Source organism: Pseudomonas sp. FP2309 (assembly GCF_030687575.1).
Taxonomy (GTDB): domain Bacteria; phylum Pseudomonadota; class Gammaproteobacteria; order Pseudomonadales; family Pseudomonadaceae; genus Aquipseudomonas.
Genome location: NZ_CP117439.1, coordinates 1,906,554 through 1,919,394, shown reverse-complemented (window position 1 = coordinate 1,919,394; position 12,841 = coordinate 1,906,554). Strand labels below are relative to the sequence as shown.

12 protein-coding genes are annotated in these 12,841 nt (G+C 62.3%); 10 read left to right on the top strand and 2 right to left on the bottom strand.

Going from position 1 to position 12,841, the window contains the following annotated elements; translation table 11 throughout:
• Positions 1 to 47 precede the first annotated feature (47 nt).
• Positions 48 to 1,346, top strand: a complete 1,299-nt coding sequence (locus tag PSH59_RS08875) for a serine/threonine protein kinase (protein WP_248076237.1) — start codon at positions 48 to 50, stop codon at positions 1,344 to 1,346.
• Entirely contained in the window at positions 1,339 to 2,127 is a 789-nt protein-coding gene (locus tag PSH59_RS08870) for a VacJ family lipoprotein (protein WP_248076240.1), read from the top strand. The genes PSH59_RS08875 and PSH59_RS08870 overlap by 8 nt, the downstream gene beginning before the upstream one ends.
• Positions 2,128 to 2,181: 54 nt before the next feature.
• On the opposite strand, the gene PSH59_RS08865 is transcribed toward PSH59_RS08870, so the two are convergent.
• A complete protein-coding gene (locus tag PSH59_RS08865; protein ID WP_248076243.1) occupies positions 2,182 to 3,096 on the bottom strand; it encodes a DUF808 domain-containing protein in 915 nt (304 codons plus the stop codon).
• Between the two features lie 135 nt (positions 3,097 to 3,231).
• On the opposite strand from PSH59_RS08865, the gene PSH59_RS08860 reads away from it, so the two are divergent.
• Entirely contained in the window at positions 3,232 to 3,837 is a 606-nt protein-coding gene (locus PSH59_RS08860; RefSeq protein ID WP_305394832.1) for a TetR/AcrR family transcriptional regulator, read from the top strand.
• Between the two features lie 67 nt (positions 3,838 to 3,904).
• Here PSH59_RS08860 and PSH59_RS08855 read toward each other — a convergent pair whose 3' ends face one another.
• The gene (locus tag PSH59_RS08855; RefSeq protein ID WP_248076247.1) at positions 3,905 to 4,345 is read right to left on the bottom strand and encodes a heme-binding protein; all 441 of its coding nucleotides are present in this window, start codon (positions 4,343 to 4,345) and stop codon (positions 3,905 to 3,907) included.
• Between the two features lie 267 nt (positions 4,346 to 4,612).
• Between PSH59_RS08855 and gcl the strand changes: the two genes are divergently transcribed.
• From gcl to PSH59_RS08820, 7 genes are all read left to right on the top strand, one after another.
• Positions 4,613 to 6,388 carry a glyoxylate carboligase gene (gene gcl, locus PSH59_RS08850; protein ID WP_248076249.1) on the top strand — a complete coding sequence of 592 codons (1,776 nt, stop codon included), beginning with the start codon at positions 4,613 to 4,615 and terminating at the stop codon, positions 6,386 to 6,388.
• A 10-nt stretch (positions 6,389 to 6,398) separates the two neighbouring features.
• Complete coding sequence (gene hyi, locus PSH59_RS08845; RefSeq protein WP_305394831.1) at positions 6,399 to 7,181, top strand: hydroxypyruvate isomerase; 783 nt, start codon at positions 6,399 to 6,401, stop codon at positions 7,179 to 7,181.
• A gap of 177 nt (positions 7,182 to 7,358) precedes the next feature.
• Complete coding sequence (locus PSH59_RS08840) at positions 7,359 to 8,249, top strand: 2-hydroxy-3-oxopropionate reductase (protein ID WP_305394830.1); 891 nt, start codon at positions 7,359 to 7,361, stop codon at positions 8,247 to 8,249.
• A 117-nt stretch (positions 8,250 to 8,366) separates the two neighbouring features.
• Entirely contained in the window at positions 8,367 to 9,647 is a 1,281-nt protein-coding gene (locus PSH59_RS08835) for a glycerate kinase (RefSeq protein WP_305394829.1), read from the top strand.
• The gene (gene pyk / locus PSH59_RS08830) at positions 9,637 to 11,052 is read left to right on the top strand and encodes a pyruvate kinase (protein ID WP_248076256.1); all 1,416 of its coding nucleotides are present in this window, start codon (positions 9,637 to 9,639) and stop codon (positions 11,050 to 11,052) included. The genes PSH59_RS08835 and pyk overlap by 11 nt, the downstream gene beginning before the upstream one ends.
• Positions 11,053 to 11,102: 50 nt before the next feature.
• Positions 11,103 to 11,978 carry an urea transporter gene (locus PSH59_RS08825; RefSeq protein WP_305394828.1) on the top strand — a complete coding sequence of 292 codons (876 nt, stop codon included), beginning with the start codon at positions 11,103 to 11,105 and terminating at the stop codon, positions 11,976 to 11,978.
• A gap of 31 nt (positions 11,979 to 12,009) precedes the next feature.
• Positions 12,010 to 12,834: an ion transporter gene (locus tag PSH59_RS08820; protein WP_248076260.1), complete on the top strand. Its 825-nt coding sequence runs from the start codon at positions 12,010 to 12,012 to the stop codon at positions 12,832 to 12,834.
• Positions 12,835 to 12,841 lie beyond the last annotated feature (7 nt).

Genomic DNA, 12,841 nt, shown 5'->3' with positions numbered 1-12,841 from the left:
ATAGCCTGCGAACTTCATCAAGCACGTTTCCTCTTAGGGATTAAGTCATGCTCCGTTCCTTGCGCTGTGCTGCCTTACTGGGCAGCCTTTTTTTGAGTGCGTCAGCACTGGCGGTCGACATCGACCAAGCCAGCTATGGCTACCCTTTGACCAACCCGTTCGAAGCGACCATCGCGACCACCCCGCCTGACCTTCGGCCAAAATTGCCAACCGACGACGAGATCAACCAGTCCGACTACACCCTCAACATGCGCCCCGAGCGCGAGTTCAGCCTGCCGGACAACTTCTGGGCGGTGAAAAAGCTCACCTACCGCATCGCCAAGCAGGATCGCGCCGCGCCGCTGATCTTTCTGATCGCGGGCACCGGTGCGCGGTTTGACAGCAGCATCAACGAATACCTGAAAAAACTGTACTACCAGGCCGGCTACCACGTGGTGCAACTGTCGTCGCCCACCAGCTTTGACTTCATCGCCTCCGCATCGCGCTTCGCCACCCCCGGCATCAGCCAGGAAGACGCCGAAGACATGTACCGCGTGATGCAAGCGGTGCGCGCGCAGAACGCTTCGCTGCCGGTGACCGACTTCTACCTCACCGGCTACAGCCTGGGTGCGCTGGATGCGGCCTTCGTCAGCAAACTGGACGAGACCCGTCGCAGCTTCAACTTCAAGAAAGTGCTGCTGCTCAACCCGCCGGTCAACCTCTACACCTCGATCAGCAACCTCGACAAACTGGTCCAAACCGAGGTCAAGGGCATCAACAACACCACCACCTTCTATGAACTGGTGCTGAACAAGCTGACCCGCTACTTCCAGCAAAAGGGCTACATCGACCTCAATGACGCCCTGCTCTACGACTTCCAGCAATCCAAGCAGCACCTGACCAACGAACAGATGGCCATGCTGATCGGCACCTCGTTCCGCTTCTCGGCAGCCGACATCGCCTTTACCTCGGACTTGATCAACCGCCGCGGCCTGATCATTCCGCCCAAGTATCCGATCACCGAAGGCACCAGCCTCACGCCGTTCCTCAAGCGTGCGCTGCAATGCGACTTCGACTGCTACCTCACCGAGCAAGTGATCCCGATGTGGCGCGCGCGCTCCGACGGTGGCAGCCTGCTGCAGCTGGTCGATCAGGTCAGCCTGTACGCCCTCAAGGACTACCTGCACGCCAGCCCGAAAATCGCCGTCATGCACAACGCCGACGACGTGATCCTGGGCCCGGGCGATCTCGGCTTTTTGCGTAAAACCTTCGGCGATCGCCTGACCGTCTACCCGCTGGGCGGCCACTGCGGCAACCTTAATTACCGCGTCAACGCCGACGCCATGCTGGAGTTCTTCCGTGGCTAAATATCTTTTGCTGCTCGCCGCGCTGATGTGCGCAGGCGTCGCCAATGCCGACAACAGCAAGGCTCACGAACCGGTCACGGTCGGCGCCGATGGCTTCAAGGAGCCGCTGACCAAGCTCAAGTTCAACCCAGGCCTGGACCAGCGTGAATTCGAGCGTTCGACACTCACCGCGCTTAACGTGTATGACCCGCTGGAAGCGTGGAACCGTCGTGTGTACCACTTCAACTACCGCTTCGACCAATGGGTGTTCCTGCCCGTGGTCAACGGCTACACCTACGTTACGCCAAGTTTCCTGCGGACCGGCGTGAGCAACTTCTTCAACAACCTGGGCGATGTGCCCAACCTGTTGAACAGCCTGCTGCAACTCAAGGGCCACCGTTCACTGGAAACCACCGGGCGCCTGCTGCTCAACACCACCGTCGGCATCGCCGGCCTGTGGGACCCGGCCACCGCCATGGGCCTGCCACGCCAGAGCGAAGACTTCGGCCAGACCCTGGGCTTCTATGGCGTACCCGGCGGCGCGTACCTGGTGCTGCCGATCTTCGGCCCATCAAACCTGCGCGACACCGGCGGCCTGCTGGTGGACTACACCGCCGAATCCCAGATCAACTTCCTGAACGTCTCCGAAGTCAGCTCCAACCACCCGGAAATCTGGGCCCTGCGCGCGGTGGACAAGCGCTACCAGACCAGCTTCCGCTACGGCCAGATGAACTCGCCGTTCGAGTATGAAAAGGTGCGGTATATCTACACCGAATCGCGCAAATTGCAGATTGCCGAGTAAACAACGCGCACAAAAAAGGCCATTCGAATGAATGGCCTTTTTTATACCTGCCATTTAAGCCCTGAGGGTCTTCCAAACCTTGCCGAGGCCACTGACCACCGCCAGCACCACCGCTCCGGCAATGATCCCCGCCACAGCATTGAGCACCGTCGGCATCAACCACGCCACCGCACCCGCACTCTGGCTCACCGTCTCGATCCAGTGATGCACCACCGGCACGCCGTGGGTGAGGATGCCGCCGCCGACCATGAACATCGCCGCCGTGCCGATCACCGACAGGCTCTTCATCATGTACGGCGCCGCGCGCAGGATGCCGCCGCCGATGCTGCGCGCCACCTGGCCGGGCTTCTGCGTGAGCCACAGGCCCAGGTCATCGAGCTTGACGATGCCGGCCACCAGCCCGTAAACGCCGGCCGTCATCACGATGGCGATCCCCGACAGCACGATCACCTGCTGCATCAGGGGCGCATCGGCCACAATACCGAGGGTGATGGCGATGATTTCGGCCGAGAGGATGAAATCGGTGCGGATCGCGCCTTTGATCTTGTCCTTTTCGAAGGCCACCAGATCGACCGCTGGGTCGGCCACCGCTTCGACCAAGTGCGCATGTTCGGCCTGGTCTTCGGACTTGCTGTGGAGAAATTTATGCGCGAGCTTTTCGAAACCTTCGAAACACAGGTAGGCGCCGCCGAGCATCAACAGCGGCGTTACCGCCCAAGGGGCAAATGCGCTGATCAACAGGGCCGTCGGCACCAGAATCAGTTTATTGACGAACGAGCCCTTGGCCACCGCCCACACCACAGGGATTTCCCGATCGGCGCGTACGCCTGACACCTGCTGGGCATTAAGCGCCAGGTCATCGCCCAGCACGCCGGACGTTTTCTTCGCGGCCACTTTTGTCATCAGGGCGACGTCATCGAGTACTGCGGCGATATCGTCAATCAACACCAACAAGCTGCTTCCTGCCATGAATCGGGCATCCGTATAAAGAAAGATGGCGCGAGCATAACGCGGCGCAAAGCTTTGCGGGCACATTGTTGAGGCTCGCGGATAGCCGGTGCTACCATGCGCAACCGCCGGTCTTGGCAAGGAAGTTCCTGGTTTATGAGCAGCATTCGCGAGCGCAACAAAGAAAAAATCCTGCGGGCGGCCAGCGAGGAGTTTGCCGACAAGGGCTTCGCCGCGACCAAAACCAGCGACATTGCCGCCAAGGCCGGGCTGCCCAAGCCCAACGTTTACTACTACTTCAAGTCCAAGGACAACCTCTACCGCGAGGTGCTCGAAAGCATCATCGAGCCGATCCTGGCCGCGTCCACGCCCTTCAACCCCGAGGGCGAGCCCAATGAAGTGCTGAGCAACTACATCCGCTCGAAAATCCGCATCTCCCGTGACCTGCCGTTCGCCTCCAAGGTCTTCGCCAGCGAAATCATGCACGGCGCCCCGCACCTGAGCGCCGATCAGATCGAACAGCTCAACGTCCAGGCCAAGCACAATATCCAATGCATCCAGAGCTGGGTGGACCGCGGCCTGATCGCAACGATCGACCCCAATCACCTGATGTTCAGCATCTGGGCCGCGACCCAGACATACGCCGATTTCGACTGGCAGATTTCGGCCGTGACCGGCAAGGCCAAGCTGGACGAAGCGGATTACGAAGCGGCCGCGCAGACGATCATTCGCTTGGTGTTAAAGGGGTGTGCGCCGGACTGATAGTCGGCGCGGTCAACACGGTGGGCGGGCGCTTGCCGCCGATGCCGCCCTCACCGTCACCCAATGCTCAAGCCGACACCCCGGCATCCGCCAACAACCCCACCCCCTCGATCGCCGTAATCGCGCACTGCTCGTCAATGTCCGAGGTATCGCCGCTGATTCCGATCGCCCCCAACACCACGCCGTCCTGATTGCGGATCAACACGCCACCCGGTGCGGGCACCACGCTGCCCTGCCCCAGGCTGTTCAACGCGGCGATAAATGCCGGGCGCTGATGGGCGTCCAGCGCCAGCAAACGTGAGCCTTTACCCAACGCAATCGCACCCCAGGCCTTGCCGATGGCGATTTGCGGGCGCAGCAGGCTGGCGCCGTCTTCCCGTTGCAGGGCGATCAAGTGACCGCCGCCGTCCAGCACCGCGATGGTCAGCGGCGCGGCAGCCATGGTGCGCCCTGCGGCGAGGGCCTGGTTGGCCAGTTGGGTGGCGAGTTTCAAGGTTAACGCGCTCATGGTGCCGTCCTTCTTTTGTTATTGGGAATGCGATGGAGGTCTGTCTGATCAGATGCCCGATCAAACAAATAGAACACAATGAAACTATATTTTGTATACAATATTTTCGCACAAATGCTCAATACGTCCAAAAAGCCTGGCAAAAATGCCCTCCGACGAACGTCAAGGCCCAAGAATAAAATCCATTGACCTGCGACGCTCGGCGTGAATACACTTTGCCATGACACCACTTGTATACAATTACAAAACGCAAGAGGCACCAAAAACATGAGCAAAATGAGAGCAATCGAAGCCGCCGTCCTGGTTATGCGCCGTGAAGGCGTGGACACCGCCTTCGGCATCCCAGGCGCCGCGATCAACCCGCTGTACTCGGCCTTGCAGAAGGTGGGTGGCATCGATCACGTCCTTGCTCGCCACGTTGAAGGCGCCTCGCACATGGCCGAGGGTTACACCCGCACCAAGGCCGGCAACATCGGCGTGTGCATCGGCACCTCGGGTCCGGCGGGCACCGACATGGTCACCGGCCTGTACAGCGCGTCGGCCGACTCGATCCCCATCCTGTGCATCACCGGGCAAGCCCCCCGTGCGCGCATGCACAAGGAAGACTTCCAGGCCGTGGACATCACCAGCATCGTCAAGCCGGTGACCAAGTGGGCGACCACCGTGCTCGAACCCGGCCAGGTGCCCTACGCCTTCCAGAAAGCCTTTTATGAAATGCGCTCCGGCCGCCCCGGCCCGGTACTGATCGACTTGCCGTTCGACGTGCAGATGGCCGAGATCGAATTCGACATCGACGCCTACCAGCCACTGCCCCTGGCCAAACCGCTGGCAACCCGCATCCAGGTGGAAAAAGCCCTGGCCCTGCTTGACGCCGCCGAGCGCCCGCTGCTGGTCAGCGGCGGCGGCGTGATCAACGCCGACGCCAGCGAACTGCTGGTTGAATTCGCTGAACTGACCGGTATCCCCGTGATTCCGACCCTGATGGGCTGGGGCACCATCCCCGACGATCACCCGCTGATGGTGGGCATGGTCGGCCTGCAAACCTCCCACCGTTATGGCAACGCGACGCTGCTCAAGTCGGACGTGGTGCTGGGGATCGGCAACCGTTGGGCCAACCGCCACACCGGTTCGGTGGAGGTCTACACCGAGGGGCGTACCTTCATTCACGTCGACATCGAACCCACGCAGATCGGCCGCGTGTTCACCCCGGACCTGGGTATCGTGTCCGATGCCGGGGCCGCGCTGACGATGTTCATTGAAGTGGCCCGCGAGTGGAAAGCCGCCGGCAGGCTCAAGGATCGCAGCGCCTGGCTGCACGACTGCCAGCAGCGTAAAGCCACCCTGCACCGCAAGACGCACTTCGACAACGTCCCGGTCAAACCCCAGCGTGTGTACGAAGAGATGAACCAGGTGTTCGGCAAAGACACCTGCTACGTGAGCACCATCGGCCTGTCGCAGATTGCCGGCGCGCAATTCCTGCACGTGTATAAGCCGCGTCACTGGATCAACTGCGGCCAGGCGGGCCCCTTGGGTTGGACCATCCCCGCCGCGCTCGGCGTGGTCAAGGCCGACCCGAGCCGCAAAGTGGTGGCGCTGTCCGGCGACTATGACTTCCAGTTCATGATCGAAGAACTGGCCGTGGGCGCGCAGTTCAAGCTGCCCTACATCCACGTGGTGGTGAACAACTCCTACCTGGGCCTGATCCGCCAGGCCCAGCGCGGTTTCGAAATGGACTACTGCGTGCAGCTGTCTTTCGACAACCTCAATGCCCCGGAACTCAACGGGTATGGCGTTGACCATGTTGCCGTCGCCGAAGGCCTGGGTTGCAAGGCCCTGCGCGTGTTCGAGCCAGGCCAGATCCAGCCGGCGTTGCGCAAAGCCCAGGCCATGATCGAAGAATTCAAGGTGCCGGTGATCGTTGAGATTATTCTGGAGCGCGTGACCAATATTTCCATGGGCACCGAGATCAACGCCGTCAACGAATTCGAAGATCTGGCCCTGGTCGGCAACGATGCGCCGACCGCCATTTCCCTGCTCGATTAAGGAGAACCCTATGCCGCGCTTTGCCGCCAACCTGTCCATGCTGTTTACCGAACAGGACTTCCTTGCCCGCTTCAAAGCGGCCGCCGATGCGGGTTTCCAAGGGGTCGAGTACCTGTTCCCCTACGAATTCAGCTCCGCCGAAATCAAGGCACAACTGGATGCCAACGGTCTGACTCAGGTGCTGTTCAACCTGCCGGCCGGGGACTGGGCCAAGGGCGAGCGCGGTCTGGCGTGTCACCCGGATCGGGTCGAGGAGTTCCGCGCCGGGGTCAAGCTGGCCATCGCCTACGCCCAGGTACTGGGCAACACCCAGATCAACTGCCTGGCGGGGATTCGACCGGCCGGGGTGGACGACGCCACCCTGGAAAAGACCTTTGTCGCCAACCTCAAATACGCCGCCGACAAGCTGCAAGCGGTGGGCATCAAGCTGGTGATGGAAGCGATCAACACCCGCGACATTCCGGGCTTTTACCTGAACAACACCGCACAAGCCCTGTCGATTCGCGAGCAAGTGGGCAGTGACAACCTGTTCCTGCAATACGACATCTATCACATGCAAATCATGGAGGGCGACCTGGCCCGCACCATGGCCGCGCACCTGGGTGAGATCAACCACATCCAACTGGCGGACAACCCGGGGCGCAATGAGCCAGGCACCGGTGAGATCAACTACCGCTTCCTGTTCAAGCATCTGGACCGTATCGGCTATGCGGGTTGGGTCGGCTGCGAGTACAAGCCGTTGACCACTACCGAGGCCGGACTTGGATGGCTCAAGACCCACAACGCCATCTGACAAACACCACACAAAACCACCCGGTGGGAAGCGGCTTGCCGTGGTGAGGGGCTTGTCCCCCGACGGGTTCACCGCCGACCTGATGGTGCTGCCCCGCAGCCCTGCGCAGGCGGTGCGACAAGCCCGCCCACCGCAGCAAGCCCAGCGCTCACAGAGAATAAAAAGAGGATTTTCATCATGGCTAAAATCGGCTTTATCGGCACCGGCATCATGGGCCAACCCATGGCCGCGAACCTGCAGAAAGCAGGTCACCAACTGTTCCTCTCCGAACATCACGGCAAGGCCCCGGCTGAATTGATCAGCGCCGGCGCCGTGGCCCTGGCCAGCCCGCAGCAGGTGGCCCAGGAAGCCGAGTTCATCATCGTCATGGTGCCCGACACCCCGCAGGTCGACGACGTGCTGTTTCGCACCGACGGGGTGGCCGCCGGCCTGTCGCCGAACAAGGTGGTGATCGACATGAGCTCGATCTCCCCCACCGCCACCAAAGCGTTTGCAGCCAAGATCAACGAGCGCGGCGCGCACTACCTCGATGCACCGGTGTCCGGCGGTGAAGTCGGCGCCAAGGCCGGCACCTTGAGCATCATGGTCGGTGGCGAAGCGCAGACCTTCGAGCGCGCCCTGCCGCTGTTCCAGAGCATGGGCAAGAACATCACCCTGGTCGGCGGTAATGGCGATGGCCAGACCGCCAAGGTCGCCAACCAGATCATCGTCGCGCTGAACATCCAGGCGGTGGCCGAAGCCCTGCTGTTCGCCGCCAAGAACGGCGCCGACCCGGCCAAGGTGCGTGAAGCGCTGATGGGTGGTTTTGCTTCGTCGAAGATTCTGGAAGTGCATGGCGAACGCATGATCAAGGGCACCTTCGATCCGGGCTTTCGCATCAACCTGCACCAGAAAGACCTCAACCTGGCCCTGGCCGGCGCCAAGGAGCTGGGGATCAACCTGCCGAACACCGCGGGCACCCAGCAAGTGTTCAGCACCTGCACTGCCATTGGCGGTGGTAACTGGGACCACTCGGCGCTGATCAAGGGCCTGGAGCATATGTCGAACTTCTCGATTCGCGATAAATAACCCCCTGATGTGACACGCGGCGCCTGTGGGAGGGACGTGCCCCCTGCCACAGGCTGGTCGCCTTTCACTGCCAAACGTGATGCACCTCTAATAACAAAAATTCACGGGAGCCCGCTTATGTCGGTCGATCCGCAGCACCTGCTTCGCGAGCTGTTTGCCACCGCCATCGATGCCGCCCACCCCCGGCAAGTCCTTGAACCTTTTCTGCCCGCCGACCGCAGCGGCCGCGTCATCGTGATCGGTGCCGGCAAAGCTGCAGCAGCCATGGCGCTCGTGGTCGAAAACGCCTGGCAGGGCGAGGTTTCGGGGCTGGTGGTCACCCGCTACGGCCACGGCGCGCCGTGCAAAAAAATTGAAGTGGTCGAAGCCGCGCACCCGGTGCCCGATGCCGCCGGCCTGGCCGTGGCCACCCGCGTATTGGCGTTGATCAGTAACCTCAGCGAAAACGACCGCGTGATTTTCCTGCTTTCCGGCGGCGGTTCGGCCTTACTGGCCCTGCCGGCCGAAGGCATCACCCTGGCCGACAAACAGACCGTCAACAAAGCCCTGCTCAAATCCGGTGCAACCATCGGCGAGATGAACTGCGTGCGCAAGCACCTCTCGGCAATCAAAGGCGGCCGGCTGGCCAAAGCGGCCTGGCCGGCGACGGTATACACCTATGCGATCTCCGATGTTCCAGGCGACCAGGCCTCGGTGATCGCCTCCGGTCCGACCGTTGGCGACCCGAGCACCTCACAACAGGCGCTGGCGATCCTCAAGCGCTACGGCATCGACGCCCCCGCATCCGTGCGCAGCTGGCTGCAAAACCCTGCCTCGGAAACGGTCAAACCGGGCGACCCGGTGCTCGCGCGCAGCCACTTCCAGTTGATCGCCCGCCCCCAGCAATCCCTGGAGGCAGTGGCCGTCAAAGTGCGCCAGGCCGGGTTCAGCCCGCTGATCCTCGGCGACCTGGAAGGCGAAGCGCGGGACGTGGCCAAAGTGCACGCCGGGATCGCCCGACAAATCGTGCAGCACGGCCAGCCGTTGGCGGCGCCGTGCGTGATCCTCTCCGGCGGTGAAACCACCGTCACCGTGCGCGGCAATGGGCGTGGCGGGCGCAACGCCGAGTTCCTGCTGAGCCTCACCGACAGCCTCAAGGGCCTGCCCGGCGTCTATGCCCTGGCCGCTGACACCGATGGCATCGACGGCTCGGAAGACAACGCCGGCGCGATCATGACCCCGTGCAGCTACACGCGTGCCGAAGCCCTGGGCCTGAACGCCAGCGATGAGCTGGACAACAACAACGGCTACGGCTATTTCGCCGCGCTCGACGGTTTGATCGTCACCGAACCGACGCGCACCAACGTCAACGATTTCCGCGCCATCCTGATCCTTGAGACTGCCAACCATGACGCCTGACAAGAAGGTCAAAATCCTCGCCACCCTGGGCCCGGCCACCGACGGTATCGATGACATTCTCGATCTGGTGCAAGCCGGGGTGAATATCTTCCGCCTCAACTTCAGCCACGGCGAGCACGCCGATCACGCCCAGCGTTATCACTGGATCCGTCAGGTGGAGCGCCAGCTCAATTACCCGCTGGGCATTCTGATGGACCTGCAAGGGCCGAAACTGCGAGTCGGGCGTTTCGCCGGGGGCAAGGTGCAACTGGTACGCGGTCAGGCGTTGCGCCTGGACCTGGACGACACCCCCGGCGACCCGCGCCGGGTCAACCTGCCCCACCCGGAGATCATCGCCGCCCTGGAGCCGGGCATGGACCTGCTGCTTGACGATGGCAAATTGCGCCTACGGGTGGTCACCAAGCACGCCGATGCCATCGACACCACGGTGCTCAACGGCGGCGAATTGTCTGATCGCAAAGGCGTGAACGTCCCACAAGCGTTGTTGAAAATGAGCCCACTGACTGCCAAGGACCGACGAGACCTGAGCTTCGGCCTGGACTTGGGTGTGGATTGGGTGGCGCTGTCGTTCGTGCAACGCCCCGAGGATATCCGCGAAGCCCGCGAGTTGATCGGCGACAAAGCGTTTCTGATGGCCAAGATCGAAAAACCTTCGGCCGTGCAGCACCTGCGGGAAATCGCCGAATTGAGCGACGCGATCATGGTGGCCAGAGGCGACCTGGGCGTGGAAGTACCGGCCGAGAGCGTGCCGCAGATCCAGAAAGACATCATCCGCACCTGCCGCCAATTGGGTAAGCCGGTGGTGGTAGCCACGCAGATGCTCGAATCCATGCGCTTCTCGCCCGCGCCGACCCGTGCCGAGGTGACTGATGTGGCCAACGCGGTGGCCGAAGGTGCGGATGCTGTGATGCTCTCGGCCGAAACCGCCTCGGGCGAGTACCCGCTGGAAGCCGTGCAGATGATGAGCAAGATCATCCGCCAGGTGGAGCGTGGGCCGGATTACCAGGCGCAGTTGGATGTCAGTCGGCCCAAAGCGGACGCCACCGTGTCGGACGCCATCAGCTGTGCGATCCGCCGCATCAGCAGCATCCTACCGGTGGCGGTGCTGGTGAATTACAGCGAATCCGGCAGCTCCAGCCTGCGTGCCGCGCGGGAACGGCCGGTGGCGCCGATCCTCAACCTCACGCCGAACCTGTCCACGGCACGGCGCTTAAGCGTGGCGTGGGGCGTGCATTCGGTGGTCAATGATCGGCTGCGCCAGGTGGACGAGGTGTGTTCCACCGCACTGGAAATCGCCCAGGCCCAGGGCATGGCACAGCGCGGGGATACGTTGGTGATTACCGCCGGAGTGCCGTTCGGGCAGCCGGGGTCGACCAATTCGCTGCGTATCGAGACGTTGATTTAGCGCCTGTAGAGCCCCCACGGGGGCCAACTCGGCCTCACTGAATAGCCACCATGCACAACCCGACCTGCCCCGACTGGGCCGAAGCGCTGCTCAACGGCTTCAGCCAGATTTTCCTCCAGCGCCACCCGCTGTGCGGCCTGCTGTGCCTGCTGGCCATTCTGATCAGCGCCCCGGCCTTGCTTGGCGGGGCGCTGCTGGGCGGTATGGCGGGCTTGCTCACGGCCCAACGTCGGGGCTACCCCAAAGGCGAGCGCCAGGCCGGTTTATATAGCTACAACGGTGTGTTGCTGGGTTTATTGATTGGCCAGCACTTTGCTTGGTCGGCCTTGTTACCGCCGCTGATCCTGGCGTGCGGCGGCTTGAGTGCGATCCTGACGCGGCACTGGCTCAAACACGCGGCACAGCCCGATGACCTGCCCGCCTACACCGCGCCATTTGTCGGCCTGGGCTGGTTGCTGCTGAGCAATGCCGCGCCCCAGACCTTGGCGCCCAGCGCGCCCGACACCCTGGCGTGGTTCGGCGTGCCCTTTGCTGGCCTGGCGCAAATCATCCTGCTGGACCAGCCCCTGGCGGGCGCGCTGATCGCCCTGGGCCTGTGGCTGGCCAACCGTCGCGCCGCCGTGTGGGCCCTGATCGGCGCCGCCTGCGGCGTGCTGCCCGGCCTGTGGCTGGATGACAGCAACGGCGCGCTGCTTGGCCTGCACAGCTACAACCCGGCCCTTGCGGCCGTGGCCCTGAGCCAGACGCGTCGCCAACCCTGGCTGCCGCTGCTGGGCATTCTGCTGGCCATCGGGCTTACACCAGGTTTTGCCGCCCTGCACCTGCCGGCGCTGACCGCGCCGTTTGTCCTCGCCTGCTGGCTGGTGCGCGCCGGCCGCCGAGTGCTTCAGAAACCGCGCATGGACAGCCCCTTCGAATCCCCCTAGGCTTGCTCGATCTTCGATTCGAGCGGGCTTTATGGACAGCAACAACGACTGGCGTCAGCGACTCTACGTCATGGTTTTTCAGAGCGACACCGTCGCCGGGCGACGCTTTGACGGCATCCTGCTGTTGATCATCCTCGCCAGCCTGGTGATCGTGATGCTCGACAGCATCGACCAGATCCACCAGAACTACGCCGATGTGCTGGCCTACATTGAATGGGGCTTTACGCTGATCTTCCTGATCGAGTACGGGCTGCGCCTGTATTGCTCGCCCAAGCCGCTGCGCTACGCCTTCAGTTTCTACGGGCTGGTGGATTTACTGGCCATCGTGCCCGGTATCCTTGCCCTGTATTACAGCGACGCGCAGTACCTGTTGATCATCCGGATCATCCGCATGCTGCGCATCTTTCGCGTGCTCAAACTCAGCCCGTACCTCAAGCAAGCCAACTACCTGATGGCGGCGCTGCGCGGCAGCAAGCAGAAGATCGTGGTGTTCCTGGTGAGCGTATGCACCCTGGTAACCGTGTTCGGCACCTTGATGTACGTGATCGAAGGCCCGCAGCACGGGTTTACCAGCATTCCCAAGGGCATCTACTGGGCGATCGTGACGCTCACTACCGTGGGCTTTGGCGATATCGTGCCGAAGACGCCGCTGGGCCAGGTTATTTCGTCACTGGTGATGATCACCGGTTACTCGATCATCGCCGTGCCCACCGGAATTTTCACCGCCGAACTGGCCAGCGCCATGCGCGGTGAGCAGCTGCAAGTCGACTGCCCGGTGTGCAAGAAAAACAGCCATGAACCCAGCGCGGCATTCTGTTCGCGCTGTGGCAGCAACCTTTTTAAGAAAGTGGAATAAGCAAAGT